Raw genomic sequence first — 13,961 nt, 5'->3', positions numbered from 1 at the left:
GCCGGGCCGCTGGTACACGGCGGCCGACGCGCGGGTGCGCCCGGCGGCGCTGGGTGCCGCCGGGCGCGATGGGGGCCGGTCAGCCCACGGTGAGTGTCAGCCCGTAGGCGGAGAGGATCTCGTTGACCGGCTGGTGGTAGGTCGTGCCGCCGATCGAGCAGTTGCCCGAGCCGCCCGAGGTGACGCCCTGGGCCTGGCTGCCCGAGATGAACGACCCGCCCGAGTCACCGGGCTGGGCGCACGCGCTGGTGCGGGTCAGGCCGGTGACCGTGCCCTGCGAGTAGCGTACGGTCGCGTTGTGCTGCTGGATCGTGCCGCAGCGCCAGCCCGTCGTCGAGCCGGAACGGCAGATCGAGGAGCCGACGACCGCCTGCGTGGACCCGCGGACGATGACGTTGGCCCCGCCCGAGCCGCGCACCCACGGGCGCGGGGTGTGGCCGGGGGTGGCCACCCAGGCGTAGTCGTTGCCAGGGAAGGAGGAGCCCTGGAAGGTGCCGGAGGGGTTGCTGGTGGTGCTGCCGGCCCGGCCGCAGTGGCCCGCGGTGACGAAGCCGGGCGTGCTGCCGCGGGTCACCGAGAAGCCGATGCTGCACCGGGAGGAGCCGATGTAGTACGCCGAGCCGCCGATCAGGTCGATGAACGGCTGGGGCTGCTCGGCGGAGACGGCCACGCGGACCATGTTCTTGTCCACGCCGGCCGCGGTGGCCAGTGCCTCGCCCGCGGCGAGCTGCCCGGCGAGGATGACGACGCTGTTGGTGGTCACATCGACGTACCACAGCGCCGCGCCGCTCTTGGCCTGCTCGGGGGCGCGGTCGAGCTGCTCCTTGACCGCGGTGAGCTGCTGGAGCGTACGGCCGACGACCACGGGCTGCGCGCCCTTGGCCTGGATCGCCGGGACGGCGGAATGATCGGTGGTGGCCACCATGAGCTGGGAGGCGTCCCAGTTGACCCAGGAGCCGCCGTAGCTGGCGCCGAGCGAGGTGGTCAGCTCGGCGCTCGTGGTGGCGGCGCGCTGCTCGTTGGCGAGCCGCGTGGCGACCTGCTCCCGGGTGAGGCCGAGGTCGCGCTGCATCGCCTCCACCATGGCCGGCGGCACCGGGTCGAGCGGCGGCGCGGGAGTCGCCGAGGCCGCTGCCGGGATCGCCGGGATGAGCAGGCAGAACGCCGCGATGGCGGCGCCGGCGAGGCTGGAGCGTTTACTTGGCATGTGCACTCCTTTGTGGGGGGTGCTGTCAAGTTAATGGGTCGGGATCGCTCGGGGGATCTATCAAAGGGCCCCTATCGCCGTGATATGGGCGCACTGGCGACGAGCCTGCCACACGAGCGCTAGGCCGCCGGGCCCGCCACGCCGATGATCGGCGACAAGGACGCAGGTGGCGGGGCGGTCAGCGGGCGGCGTACGCGGCCAGGGAGCGTAGGATCTCGGCCCGCATCGTGCCGCTGCCGGTGTGCCCGGCGTCGTCCACGACCCGCAGCACCGCGCCCGGCCAGGCCCGCGCCAGGAGCCAGGCGGTCTCCAGCGGGGCGCCGAGGTCGAGCCGCCCGTGCAGCAGGACCCCGGGAATGCCGGTTAGCCGCCCCGCGCCCCGCAGCAGTTCGTCCTCGCCGAGCCAGGCGCCGTGGGCGAAGTAGTGCGCGGCGATCCGGACGAAGGCCACCTTGGCCGCGGGCGGCCGGGCGTCGTAGGGGGCCGGTACGCCGTTGGGCTCCAGGGAGACCACCGCGTCCTCCCAGGCGCACCAGGACGCCACCGCCCTCGCGCGCACCTCGGGGTCGGGGTGTTCGAGCAGCCGGGCGTACGCCGCCACGAGGCCGCCGTCGCGCTCGGCCTCCGGCACGAAGTCCCGGAACCGCGCCCACTGCTCGGGGAAGAACCGGCCCACGCCCCGGTAGAGCCAGTCGATCTCCGACCGGCGGGTCGTGGTGACGCCGGAGATCACGATCTCGGACACGCGCCCGGGGTGCCGTTGCGCGTACGCCAGGATGAGCGTGGACCCCCACGAGCCCCCGAACAGCAGCCAGCGCTCCACCCCGAGGTGCTCGCGCAGCAGCTCCATGTCGGCGAGCAGGTGCCCGGTGGTGTTGCGGTCCATCGGCGTGGCCGGGTCGGCCGCGTGCGGCGTGCTGCGCCCGCATCCGCGCTGGTCGAACTGGATCACCCGGTACCGCGCCGGGTCGAACAGCCGCCGCGCGCCGGGCGCGGAGCCCGAGCCGGGCCCGCCGTGCACCACCAGGGCGGGCTTGCCGTCCGGATTGCCGGAGACCTCCCAATAGACACGGTTCCCGTCGCCGGTGTCGAGCAGGCCGTGCTCGTACGGCTCGATCGGTGGGAACCGCCCCTCGGCGGCGGGCGCGGGCACGCCCGGCACCCTGTACCGGATCGGGCCGGGTCAGCCGCGGCGTGCCCAGTGGGCCGGGCGGGTGCGCCCGGCCGGTAGCCTGGTGGCGGAGTCGCCGCGGGCCGCGTCGAGCTGCGCCTGGGTGACGAAGATCGCACCGGTCAGGTCGGCGCCGCCGAGGTCGGCACCGCGCAGGTCGGCGCCGAGGAGGTCGGCCGAGCGCAGGTCGGCGCGGCGCAGGTCGGCCCCGATCAGGTACACCCCGCGCAGCCCGGCCCCCCGCAGGTCGGCGCCCCGGAGCCGGGCCCCGATGAGGTCGGCCCCGCGGCGGTCCTTCTTCCTGCCCGGCACCCCGGCGCGCACCAGCTCGCTCGCCCGCCCCAGCAGCTCCCCGGCCTCCTGCCGGCAGGCGGCCACGTCGATCTCCGCGAGCGCGCCGGGGTCGCCGTCGGACAGCCGCCCGATCCGCTCCAGCGACTGCCGGATCTCGCCGTGCACCGGGCGGGCCGCCGGCAGCGCCAGCGCCTCGGTCAGGTACCACAGCAGCTCGTGCAGGCCGCGCATGACCGCGAACGCCGAGAACATGGCCCCGGCGGTCTCGGGGTGCCGCCGCCAGTCGCGCCCGCCGAAGGTGACCTGGGAGATCTTCTGACCCGCCCCGAAGCAGTCGTAGACGGCGCACCCGGAGAAGCCGCGCTGACGCAGGTCGCGGTGGATGCCGCAGCGGAAGTCGCCGCCGAGGTGCCGGCACGGCCGCCCGGCCTCCTTGTCCACCGCGAAGTCGGCGGACGCGGTGAACGGCAGCGCCACACAGCACAGCGCGAAGCAGCTCCCGCAGTCGGCCCGCAGCTCACGGGACTCCGGCCGCGTCGCGGCCCCGCCCGATCGCCGCTCCTGGTGCGGTGTGTCCTGATCCGGTGTGTCCTGGCCCGGCGCCGTGCCCGGCCCCCCTCGTACGTCGTGCGCGCTCACCCTAGTGAGGCTACGGCCAATCCGGGCCTCGATGGACCGTGCGAAAGGTCCGCCCGGCCCGGCCGCCCCTTGTGCCGCCCCTGACCCGCCACTTAGGTTACCCATACGTTTGAGCGACGATCAGTGACTGGAGTGCCCGTGCCCCGGCCCATCCCGGACCTCGACTCCCGCGTCGCCGCGCTCTCCCTGGAGCAGAAGGTGCGGCTGCTGACCGGCGCCGACTTCTGGTCGCTGCACGCCGAGCCCGCGTGCGGCCTGCGCCGGCTCGTCGTCTCCGACGGGCCCGCCGGGGTGCGCGGGGAGGTCTGGGACGAGCGCGACCCCTCCGCGAACATCCCCTCGCCCACCGCGCTGGCCGCCACCTGGGACGAGGCCCGGGTCGAGGCCGTCGGCCGGCTGCTGGCCGCGGAGGCGCGCCGCAAGGGCGTGGACGTCCTGCTCGCGCCCACCGTGAACCTGCACCGCACCCCGTACGGCGGGCGGCACTTCGAGTGCTTCAGCGAGGACCCCCTGCTCACCGCCCGCATCGGCGTCGCGTACGTGCGCGGCGTGCAGGGCGGGGGAGTGGCCGCGACGGTCAAGCACTTCGTCGCCAACGACTCCGAGACCGAGCGGATGACCGTGGACGTCCAGGTGGACGAGCGCACGCTGCGCGAGCTCTACCTCGCGCCGTTCGAGGCGATCGTGCGCGAGGGCGGGGTGTGGGCGGTGATGGCCGCCTACAACGGGGTCAACGGCTCGACCATGACCGAGAGCCCGCTGCTGCGCCGCGTCCTGCACGAGGAGTGGGGCTTCGACGGCCTCGTCATGTCCGACTGGTTCGCCGCCCGTTCCACCGAGGCCGCCGCCAACGCCGCGCTCGACCTGGTGATGCCCGGTCCCTCGGGGCCGTGGGGCGAGGCGCTGGCCGCGGCCGTGCGCGCGGGCAAGGTCCCCGAGGCGGTGGTGGACGACAAGGTGCGCCGGGTCCTGCGCCTGGCCGCCCGCGTCGGCGCGCTCGACGCGGAGGGCGGCGCCGGGGAGGCGGCGGAGGAGGCGTACGACGGAGAGCGGATCGCCCGGGAACTGCGCGAGGCCGCCGCGGCCGGGTTCGTGCTGGCCCGCAACGAGGGCGCGGCGCTGCCGCTGGAGGCGACCGCGCTGCGCAGGCTGGCCGTGCTCGGCCCGAACGCCGAGGTCGCGCGGACCCTCGGCGGCGGCAGCGCCACCGTGCTGCCGCCGTACACGGTCTCGCCGCTCGACGGGCTGCGCGCCGCGCTCGCCGGGGTCGCCGAGGTCGTGCACGCGCCCGGCGTCCTGGCGCACACCCGCACCCCTGTCGCCCGCGCCCCCTGGCTGGCCGGCGAGGTCGAGGTACGCTACCTGGCCGAGGACGGCACGGCACTGGCGGTCGAGCGGCGGGCCACGGCGACGTTCAACTGGGTCATGGGCGCCCTGCCCGAGGGCGTCTCGCGGCAGCGGCTCGCCGTGGTCGAGGTGCACGCGGTGATCCGGGCCGGGGAGGCGGGCACGTACGAGATCGGCTCCTCCGGGCTCGGCCGGCACCGCCTGCTGCTCGACGGGCGCGAGGCGTACGACGTGGTGCTCACCCTCCCGCCCGGCGCGGACATCGTCGAGGGCATGCTCACCCCGCCGCAGCGCACCGTGCCCGTGCGCCTGGAGGCCGGGCAGAGCGTGACGGTGACGCTCGCGCACGACGCCCGCGAGGGCGCGGCCGAGGGCACCCTCGGCCTGTCGCTCCAGCTCAACCTGGAGCCGCCGCACGGCACCGACGAGGAGGAGATCGCCAGGGCCGTGGCCCTGGCCCGCGACGCCGACGCCGCCGTGGTGGTCGTGGGGACCAACGAGGAGGTCGAGACCGAGGGCCGCGACCGGGCCTCGCTGGCGCTGCCCGGCCGCCAGGACGATCTGGTGCGGGCCGTCGCCGCGGCCAATCCGCGTACGATCGTCGTGGTGAACTCCGGCGCCCCGGTGCTGCTGCCGTGGAGCGAGGAGGCCGCGGCGGTCCTGCTCACCTGGTTCCCCGGCCAGGAGTTCGGCAACGCCCTCGCCGACGTGCTGCTCGGCCGGGCCGAGCCCGGCGGGCGGCTGCCCACCACCTGGCCCCTCACCGAGGCCGACCGCTCCGCGGTCGAGCCCGAGGGGGGCGTCCTCGTCTACCGCGAAGGACTCGCCGTCGGCCACCGGGGCGAGGCCCCGGCCCGCTACCCGTTCGGGCACGGCCTCGGCTACACCACCTGGGAGTACGTCTCCGTGTCGGTCGCCTCTCCGGGCTCCTCTGGAGGCTCCTCAACGGGCTCGTCACGGGGCTCGTCAACGGGCGAGGTGGTGGTGCGGGTGCGCAACACCGGCTCCCGCCCCGGCCGCGAGGTCGTCCAGGTGTACGCGAGCCGCCCCGGCGGCGCCGTGCCCCGCCCCCGGCGCTGGCTGGCCGGTTTCGCCACCGTGGACGCGGCCCCCGGCGAGGAGGCGGCCGTCACCGTCACGCTGCGGCGGCGCGCCTTCGAGCACTGGGACGCCGCCACCGGCGCCTGGGCCCTGGAACCGGGCGCCTTCCGCCTGGAGATCGGCTCCTCGGCGGCCGCACTGCCCCTGACCACGGAGATCGTCCCCTAGGCGGAGCGCCCCCGTATCCAGGACCTGAGCGCCGTGCCGCCAGAGGGCCGTGCCTCCCTGACCGCCATGCCGCCAGAGGGCCGTGCGCCGAGAGGGGGGCGTGCGGCAAGAGGGGGTGGTGCGGCGAGGGGGCCGTGCGGCGAGGGGTGGCGTGCGGCGAGGGGTGGCGTGCGGTGAGAGGGGGTGGTGCGGCGAGGGGTGGCGTGCAGCGAGAGGGGTGGTGCGGCGAGAGGGGGACGTGCCGACCGGGAGGCCGAGTCGCCGGCGGAGGGGACCCAGTTGGTCCCGCCGCGGGCGCGGAGATCGTCCCCGGCCCCGAGCCGCTGCCGGAACACGCCCGAATCCCGGCCCCGAGCCGCTGCCGGAGCACGCCCGAATCTCGACCCGAGCAGGCGTGGAGATGATCCCATATCCCGGAGCCGACCGCGGGCCTGACCGACCAACCAACACCGGCCGATATTTCGGTTATCCGCATTCCTTAACTACGGCGTCACCGTATCGTCGGAAAAATCATGCCGGCAGGTTCGTGATCAGCCACCGGAGACGCCGCGGATCTCGCTATGGTCGGTCACGGCACGGACGGCTTGACGGTGGCTTCGCCCCGCGGCGTCGCCGGCACGGAGATTTCCCCGTGGCCGGAATCGGCGCCATGACCTGGGGCGGAGAGCCGCGACGCCACGGCGGTCCCGCACCCCGCCCGCATGCGTGTGGCGGAAGCGGGCACTGTCGGAATGCCCCTCGGGTAGATCGTCACGAGCGGTCCAGGCCGCCGCCGCGGCACCGTGGCGGGGCGGCCGAACGATGATCTTATGCCGCTGTTAGCCCGGCGGGCGTTCAATCAGAACACCGTAGACGGGAGGACATGGTGACGCCGACCAACCGTGACAAGCCAAACGACGAGGTGACGACGCAAGCGGGAGGCAGACGCCGGGGCGTCCCCCAGCCGCTGATCGTCACCGCCGCGGCCGTGCTGCTCGCCACGAGCGGCATCGGGGTGGCGGCGGCGTCCGCGGCGACGACGCCCGGCCCGACGGACACGCCCACGGTCAGCGAGACCCCCACCGGCACGCCCACGGAAACCCCCACCCAAACCCCCACGGAAACCCCGACGGAGACGGTAACCCCCACCCCCGAGCCCACCCCCACCGAGCTGCCCTCGGTCCACCCGCTGGAGTTCGCCGGCGCGGTGCACGGCGAGTTCGTGGTGCCCGCGGGCGACGACCCGTGCGCCTTCACCACGGTGTTCGCCCAGACGGGCGAGGCGACGGCGGTGGCCGACGGCTCGATCACCGTACGCAGCCAGGACGGCTTCGAGCAGGTGTACACGGTCGTCGAGGAGACCCGCGTGGTGGCGGGCAGGCGCGGAAACTCGGAGATCCGGCAGGGCGACTGGGTGGCCCTGACCGCGGTACGCCAGGGCGAGTCCGCCACGGCCGCGTACGTGTACGACCTGTCCCGGGCCGGCAAGAAGAGCTGGCGGAGCGGCGGCTGGTGGTACCGCGGCCACTGGTGGCCGGGCAAGATCAAGTGGCGCACGCCCACCCCGTGCCCGACCCCGCCGCAGACGCCCGTCCCCACTCCGACCGAGACCCTGACCCCCACCGACACCCCGACGGTCTCCGAGACCCCCACCATCACCGAGACCCCGACGGTCACCCCCACCGTGACCGGCACGACGACCCTGACCCCGACTCCGACCCCGACCCCCAGCCCGTCCCAGTGACCCGGACTCCGGCGTCCCCGTAGCCGGACGCCGTGGCTTCCAGGGAGGCCCCGGAGCGTGCCCGCCACGCCCGGGGCCTCCCTCGTTCCCGGGTACCCGCGTCCCCAGCGGCGCAGCGGAATCCTGGTGGGCGCTTCGTCCATACATGACGGAATTGGGGGCGCATGTCGAGCCGTATGCGGGTAGGCGGCACACGACCCCCTGTACGCATCCGACAGAAAGGGGCAGCCGAATGACCTTCAACCCGCTGCGCGAACGGGGCATCCCGCTGGACCGGCAGTTGCGGAACTGGCGCGAGCTGGACGTCAATCCCATCGACCCCGACCACTCCGACCCCTACACCAGGTGCCGGATCATCACCATGAACGGGATCGAGACCGAGGCGATCTTCTTCAGCCATCACCTCTCCCGGCACTGCCCGGACATCGAGCTCAAGCAGCAGCTCGCGCGGGTGCGCTACATCGAGGCGCAGCAGCAGCGGGTGATCAACTGGCTGCTTCCGGGAGTGGCCTCGGTGCTGGAGACCACCATCGCCTACGAGCAGGTCGCGGTGGACCTCACCGCGTGGGTCGCCCGCATGGAGCCCGACCCGTACCTGAAGCAGGCCTACCAGTTCGGCGTCCTGGAGGACTTCGACCACCTCTACCGGTACGCCAACCTGTTCGAGATGATCGAGCACCGCAAGGCGGAGAAGATCGTCGACCAGCTCACCGAGGTCATGCCGGGGCGTCCGACCTACCTTCACCACCGCGATCCGGTGGACAACGTGCGCGAGCCGTACGACAAGACGTCCGCCGCGCCGATCTCGAAGATGCACGCGCTGACCATCATGGCGGCCGAGCAGCAGACCATGAACTTCTACATGAACGTGGGCCCCACCTACATGGAGCCCATCGCCCGCCAGCTCTACCAGGAGATCGGGCTGATCGAGGAGGAGCACGTCACCCACTACGAGTCGCTGGTGGACCCCGGCGAGAGCTGGTGGGAGATGCTGCTCAACCACGAGTACAACGAGTGCTACATGTACCACTCGTTCATGGAGACCGAGTCCGACCCGCGGGTGAAGCAGATCTGGGAGCTCCACCTGAACATGGAGCTGGAGCACCTGCGCCTGGCGGCGGAGCTGTTCAAACGCCACGACGGGCGCGACCCGGAGCAGGTGCTGGCCCCCGAGCTGCCCGCCCCGGTCACCTTCGAGCCGAACAAGGCGTACCTGCGCGAGCTGATCGGCACCCAGATCGACTACACCACCCTCGGCACGGGCTACGTCCAGGAGGCCCACGAGCGCTTCGAGAAGATGCAGGAAGCGATCATGGGCGGCGAGCGCGCCCCGTCCGAGCGGGTCATCGAGGAGAACAAGCACAAGTCCGGCGAGGAGTACCGGCTGGAGACCGAGGGCCCGCACCCGGTGGCCAGCCTCCGCGTCGGCCGTAAGTGAGGAGCAAGAGATGTCGAATCCGCAGCAGCCGGAGATGCGCCGCTCGGGCCGGGGCGCGACCACGCCCGAGGGCACCGAGGCGGCCACCGAGAAGCAGAAGATGAGCAAGGGCGCGGCCAAGGCCAAGGGCCGCCCCCACGGCACCGACAAGGGCGGCGCCGGCGGCAAGGGCGGCGGCAAGGGCGGCGGCGTCCCTCCCGAGCAGAGGCCCCCGCACCCCGCCTGACCCGGACCATCCACCCCCACACCGGATAACACACCGGCTCAGCCCCTCCGCCGACCCGCGCCGCCCCAGCGACGCGGGTCGACGGGCCTCCCACCCCCAGGCCGCCCTCCGCGCCCGGGTGTTCTCACGCTACGGGCCGCATGCCCGGCCTCTGGGCCTGGTGTTCGCAGGGCGCGCAGGTCGTATGCCCTGGGCCTGTGCGCTTCGTGCGTGCGTGCGGTGAGTTGTGTGCCGGGTGTGCGTTTGGTGCCTGCGGTGGGTGCCTGGTGTGGCCTTTGGTGCTTGCGGGGGATGAGTCTGGTGCTTGGTGCATGCGGCAGGTAGGTCGTGTGCCGGTGTATGCGTTGGTGCTGGCGGGGCGCGGGTCGCATGCCCTGCCTGCGCGCCCGGTGCTCCCACGGCACCGGCCGCAGACTGCCCCGCGCCCGGTGATCCCACGGCCGCATGCGTGCCTGGCCAAGCACCGCGCCAGAGGTGGGCCGGGCGACGCGCCCGCCGGCCACCCACGCATCGGGCCGGGCCGCGGGCCCGCCGGGCCAAGGGTGCTCACTCGCCGGGGTGCCCGCCGGCGTGCATGCCGGCTACGCGTCCGGAAACCGGGGGCGGGCGAGGTGCGCACCTGATCCGGGCGCATGCAGGCCCGGCGCCCACTCGGCCCTGCCCCGGCTGACCCCAGCACGGCCCAGACGAGGCGGCACAACGCAGGGCCAGGCGGCGCCCCCTTGCAGAAGGCGGGGGCCTCCGGTGCGCACCGGATCTCATGCCCCGAATGACCATGCGTCCGGGGCATGCGGCGCGCAGCATGCCTGGCCGTCGCCCCGCCAGGCCACGCACACGCCGGGCATCCCCCATTGGTGCGTCCATGGGCGTGACGACGGGAGTGCAGGCGGGACGCCGGACCCCTGACAGGTAGAGGCACCGGCCTCACGGGCGGAGGGGCCGTGCCGGTCCTCTCCGGTGCGGGGCGGAACGCCGGCGCGGGGGCCGGGCATGGAGCCCGTGCGGGTACTCCCTCAGGAAGCCGCCGACCGGGCGCGGGCCGGTTCGGGCCTGTGATGTTCCCTGCCCTGTTCACCCCCGGGCGCACCCGGCCCACACCCGTCCGCATACGACGCATACCCGGCCGTGCCGGGGCACACCGGCCGCATACACGGGCCCACACCGAGGCACACGCGGTCCACACCGGACCACACCAGCGCGTACCGGGGGCGCACTCCGGCACATTCGACGCGGCGCACCGGCACACACACCGGGCGGCCTGGTTCGGCTGTGGCCCGCATGCATGTGGCGGGGGGCGTCGGTGGTTCACCCGCTGGGAGTTGGGAGTCTCGTGGGGGGCGGGGTGTGGGTCCGGCCGGCGTGCCGGGTGCGGGCCGCTGGGCGCGGGTGCGGGGCGGGCGCCGGCCGGAGGGGGGAGATGGGCTGTGCGGTCTAGTGGCGGGTGGTCAGCGCTTCATGGCCTTGCGGATGACGTCGCGGGTGCGGTCGATGATGGCGGCGGGTGGGCCGAGCAGGATGTTCTTGGTGGCCGACTCCACCCCGGGGTGCGGGTGCGTCGGGGCCATCGCCTCGGCCGCCTTGACGCCGGCGGCCATGGCGCGGCGCTCCGCATCGGTGGTGAGCTCGCGCAGGCGGCCGAACTCGTAGCGTTCCTCGCTGCGGGCGTGCTCCAGGACGGCGGTGCGCAGCTTCTCCAGGTTGTCCATGAAGTCGGGCGCGTCGGTGCCCGCCTGGTCCATCTGGCTGAGGAGTTGCTTGGCCTCGTGCTCCTCCTCCAGCCGGTCCTGGATGATGTCGTGCCCGCCGTCCAGCTTGCTCCTGGCGTACGGGTGGACGATCTCCTCCTCGGCGGTCTCGTGCACGGCCAGCAGCCGCACCAGCCTCTGGAACGCCTCCGCGCGGGCCGACGCCGGGGCCCTTTCGACCTCGTCGAACATGTCCCGGATCATTCCGTGCTGGCGCAGGAGCAGATCGACGACATCGTTCTCCTCCATCGTCTCCGGCGCCACGTGTTGATCAACCATCGTGTCCTCCTTCATCACCCGCCCTTGCCGCCACCGGGCCGCCGAAACGCGGCCAGCCGGTTCCTTGACCGCGCCCAGGTCACACCCTGGATCTAGTTGTCGATCTACGTTGTAAAGGCGGGCTCAGAAGTCGTCGGGGGTGCGGATGCGCTCGCGCACCCAGGCGCCGGCCTCCTTCAGGCGGGTCGTGCCGGTCCACGGGCCGCCCGCCGCGCAGGTTCCGGTGGTGAAGACCGCGCCGGAGCGGAAGTCGTCGGAGAAGTTCCAGTTCACCCAACTGATCTTCTTGCTCGCCATGAGGTCGAGGTACTGCTGGGAGCGGGTGAAGTCGTTGGCGCCCTCGCCGGCGGAGTTCTGGGTGCCGAACTCGCTGACGAACACCGGGATGCGGTCGGCGGCGCGGGAGAGTGCGGCGAGGTAGTCCGCGCCGTGGCTGGCCGCGTAGAAGTGGAAGGTGTACATGATGTTGGCGGCGTCGACCGGGTCGGCGATCACCTCGGCCTCGGTGGCGCCGTCGGAGACGCCCAGGGAGGACCAGGCCCGGGTGCCGACGAGGATCGGCGCGTCGGGGTCGTGCTGCCGGATCACCGGGATGAGGTTCTCGGCGTAGTTCTTGATCGTGGCCCAGCTCACGCCGTTCGGCTCGTTGGCGATCTCGTAGATGACGTTCTGCTTGGCGTCGTGCCGTTGGGCGATCTCGGTGAAGAAGGTCCTGGCGCGGGCGAGGTTGTAGGTGGGGTCGCCGGGGGAGAGCATGTGCCAGTCCACGATGACGTACATGCCGCGGGCGCTGACCTGGTCGATGAGGGTGTGCATCAGGTCGGTGAAGCCGCGCGGGTCGGTCTCGTAGCCGCCCTCCTGGACGTACAGCGACAGGCGTACGACGTCGGCCTTCCAGTCGGTGGCCAGCGCGTCCAGCGAGCCGCCGGTGACGCACTGGCGGTACCACTGCAGGCCGTGGGTGCTCATGCCGCGGAGCTGGATCGCCTTGCCGTTCCGGTTGCACAGCCGGGTGCCGCACACCCGCAGCTGCCCGTTCGCGGCGACGGGCGTGGCGGCGGGGCCGCCCGGGTCGGGGGTGCCGCCGCCGCAGGACGCGCCGTTGAGCGTGCAGGACGCGGGGGTGCCGGAGCCGAAGACGGTGAAGCCGAAGGTGGTCTCGGCGCCGGGGGCGATGGTGCGGTTGTAGTCGCGGGCGGTGAAGGTGTAGCGGTTGCCGGAGGCGGTCATCAGGGCGTCCCAGTACGTCCCGACGCTCGTGCCCGCGGGCATCTCGACGACGACGGTCCAGCCGCTCATGGCCGTGGCGCCGGTGTTCCTGATCGTGTACTGCGCGGTGTAGCCGGTGCCCCAGTCGGAGGTCTTGGCGAAGGTCGCGGTGTCGGCGTGGGCGGTGGCCGGGACGAGCAGGGCGAGCAGCAGCGACAGCGGCCCGATGAGCGCCAGTGCGCGGATGCGCCGCATCATCACGTCCTCTCTCCATCGGGTTAGGAAACTTTCCTAACGATTGGTGGGTGTGACGATAGGACGGCCCGCCGCGCCGGGCAAGGCCCAATCGAGGGGGCCCTTGCCAGGGGCCGGCTCCGGGCGGATCATGCGGGCACCGCGCTCTCCGCGCTCTCCGTGCCCCCGCGCTCCCCGCGAGGAAGGAAGGACTGTCCCGTGATCCGTCGCGCGCTGCTCGCCGCGGTCCTCGCCGTCACCGCGTTCGCCGTCATCCCCGGCGCCCCCGCGCAGGCCAGGGTCTGCCGGATCGACCACACCTGCTACACGACGTACTTCTCCGACGCCACGCACACCACCGTCGTCGGTGGCAAGCTGGAGACCTGCGACGGGTCGGTCAGCACGTGGGGCGTCAGGACCGGTTACATCGAGTTCGAGGAGAGCCCCTGCTGAGCGGTTGAGGCGCGGCGCCGCGTCATCCCCGGGTGACGAGGATGCCGTCGTCGTCGGAGAACAGCTCGGCGCCGGGGTGGAAGGTGACGCCGCCGAAGGTGACGGGGACGTCGCGCTCGCCGGCGCCGTCCTTGGCGCTTCTGCGCGGGTTGGAGCCGAGCGCCTTGACGCCCAGCGGCAGCTCGCGCAGCGCGGCCACGTCGCGCACGGCGCCGTTGACGACCACGCCGGCCCAGCCGCCGGCCACCGCCATGCCCGCGATCACGTCGCCGATCAGCGCGGTGTGCAGCGAGCCGCCCCCGTCCACGACCAGCACCCGTCCCTCGCCGGGCTCCGAGAGCGCCGCCTTGACCAGGGCGTTGTCCTGATGGCAGCGCACCGTCGCGATCCGGCCACGGAACGCGGAGACGCCGCCGTACTGGCGGAGCTGCAGGTCGCAGGAGTCGAGCTCGTCGCCGCGCTCGTCGTACAGGTCGGCGGTCACGATGGTCATCTCTGGCCCTTTCCGGTCGGTGCCGACATTCTCCGGCACCGGCTCCGACGCCGCCGCGCGGGGCCTGCCGGGCCTACGACGGGCGGCAAGGGAGGCGGCCCCGCGTGCTGGGACCGCGCCTTCTGCCGCGCCTTCTGCCGCGCCTTCTTCCGTGCCTTTTCTGGGGGCGCTGGTGCCGGCGTTCCCGCCGCGTCGTGGGCTGTGGGCCTGCCGTGACATGGCGATGACTTTTCG

Annotated in this window: 11 protein-coding genes; 5 read left to right on the top strand and 6 right to left on the bottom strand. The window is 73.3% G+C overall.

Features of this window, described 5'->3' with window-relative positions:
* Window positions 1-79 precede the first annotated feature (79 nt).
* The 3 genes from HNP84_RS26780 to HNP84_RS26770 all read right to left on the bottom strand — a co-directional run bounded on the left by HNP84_RS26780 (window position 80) and on the right by HNP84_RS26770 (window position 3,188).
* Window positions 80-1,207 (bottom strand): S1 family peptidase, encoded by a 1,128-nt coding sequence (locus HNP84_RS26780; RefSeq protein ID WP_185052685.1) that lies wholly within the window; start codon window positions 1,205-1,207, stop codon window positions 80-82.
* Window positions 1,208-1,385: 178 nt separating this feature from the next.
* Entirely contained in the window at window positions 1,386-2,360 is a 975-nt protein-coding gene (pip, locus tag HNP84_RS26775) for a prolyl aminopeptidase (protein WP_185052684.1), read from the bottom strand.
* A gap of 30 nt (window positions 2,361-2,390) precedes the next feature.
* Complete coding sequence (locus HNP84_RS26770; protein ID WP_246518756.1) at window positions 2,391-3,188, bottom strand: pentapeptide repeat-containing protein; 798 nt, start codon at window positions 3,186-3,188, stop codon at window positions 2,391-2,393.
* 261 nt (window positions 3,189-3,449) lie between these two features.
* On the opposite strand from HNP84_RS26770, the gene HNP84_RS26765 reads away from it, so the two are divergent.
* The 4 genes from HNP84_RS26765 to HNP84_RS26750 all read left to right on the top strand — a co-directional run bounded on the left by HNP84_RS26765 (window position 3,450) and on the right by HNP84_RS26750 (window position 9,314).
* Window positions 3,450-5,927 (top strand): beta-glucosidase family protein, encoded by a 2,478-nt coding sequence (locus HNP84_RS26765; RefSeq protein ID WP_312925757.1) that lies wholly within the window; start codon window positions 3,450-3,452, stop codon window positions 5,925-5,927.
* 901 nt (window positions 5,928-6,828) lie between these two features.
* A complete protein-coding gene (locus HNP84_RS26760) occupies window positions 6,829-7,650 on the top strand; it encodes a hypothetical protein (RefSeq protein WP_185052681.1) in 822 nt (273 codons plus the stop codon).
* A gap of 232 nt (window positions 7,651-7,882) precedes the next feature.
* Window positions 7,883-9,088, top strand: a complete 1,206-nt coding sequence (locus tag HNP84_RS26755; RefSeq protein ID WP_185052680.1) for a hypothetical protein — start codon at window positions 7,883-7,885, stop codon at window positions 9,086-9,088.
* A gap of 10 nt (window positions 9,089-9,098) precedes the next feature.
* Window positions 9,099-9,314, top strand: a complete 216-nt coding sequence (locus HNP84_RS26750; protein ID WP_185052679.1) for a hypothetical protein — start codon at window positions 9,099-9,101, stop codon at window positions 9,312-9,314.
* Between the two features lie 1,445 nt (window positions 9,315-10,759).
* Here HNP84_RS26750 and HNP84_RS26745 read toward each other — a convergent pair.
* The gene (locus HNP84_RS26745; RefSeq protein WP_246518736.1) at window positions 10,760-11,338 is read right to left on the bottom strand and encodes a hemerythrin domain-containing protein; all 579 of its coding nucleotides are present in this window, start codon (window positions 11,336-11,338) and stop codon (window positions 10,760-10,762) included.
* A gap of 123 nt (window positions 11,339-11,461) precedes the next feature.
* Window positions 11,462-12,805 carry a cellulase family glycosylhydrolase gene (locus HNP84_RS26740; protein WP_185052914.1) on the bottom strand — a complete coding sequence of 448 codons (1,344 nt, stop codon included), beginning with the start codon at window positions 12,803-12,805 and terminating at the stop codon, window positions 11,462-11,464.
* A 195-nt stretch (window positions 12,806-13,000) separates the two neighbouring features.
* On the opposite strand from HNP84_RS26740, the gene HNP84_RS26735 reads away from it, so the two are divergent.
* Window positions 13,001-13,234 carry a DUF6289 family protein gene (locus tag HNP84_RS26735; RefSeq protein WP_185052678.1) on the top strand — a complete coding sequence of 78 codons (234 nt, stop codon included), beginning with the start codon at window positions 13,001-13,003 and terminating at the stop codon, window positions 13,232-13,234.
* A 22-nt stretch (window positions 13,235-13,256) separates the two neighbouring features.
* Here HNP84_RS26735 and rraA read toward each other — a convergent pair whose 3' ends face one another.
* Window positions 13,257-13,727 (bottom strand): ribonuclease E activity regulator RraA, encoded by a 471-nt coding sequence (gene rraA, locus HNP84_RS26730; RefSeq protein WP_185052677.1) that lies wholly within the window; start codon window positions 13,725-13,727, stop codon window positions 13,257-13,259.
* Window positions 13,728-13,961 lie beyond the last annotated feature (234 nt).

The organism is Thermocatellispora tengchongensis (assembly GCF_014202315.1).
In the GTDB taxonomy this organism is placed as follows: Bacteria; Actinomycetota; Actinomycetes; order Streptosporangiales; family Streptosporangiaceae; genus Thermocatellispora; species Thermocatellispora tengchongensis.
This window is presented reverse-complemented; position numbering and strand designations above follow the sequence as displayed.

What these genes read in the sequence shown, in the direction of transcription:
- HNP84_RS26780 (WP_185052685.1), bottom strand. Translation starts at nt 1,207, where the DNA reads ATGCCAAGTAAACGCTCCAGCCTCGCCGGCGCCGCCATCGCGGCGTTC.
- HNP84_RS26755 (WP_185052680.1), top strand. Translation starts at nt 7,883, where the DNA reads ATGACCTTCAACCCGCTGCGCGAACGGGGCATCCCGCTGGACCGGCAG.
- HNP84_RS26750 (WP_185052679.1), top strand. Translation starts at nt 9,099, where the DNA reads ATGTCGAATCCGCAGCAGCCGGAGATGCGCCGCTCGGGCCGGGGCGCG.
- HNP84_RS26745 (WP_246518736.1), bottom strand. Translation starts at nt 11,338, where the DNA reads ATGGTTGATCAACACGTGGCGCCGGAGACGATGGAGGAGAACGATGTC.
- HNP84_RS26740 (WP_185052914.1), bottom strand. Translation starts at nt 12,805, where the DNA reads ATGATGCGGCGCATCCGCGCACTGGCGCTCATCGGGCCGCTGTCGCTG.
- rraA (WP_185052677.1), bottom strand. Translation starts at nt 13,727, where the DNA reads ATGACCATCGTGACCGCCGACCTGTACGACGAGCGCGGCGACGAGCTC.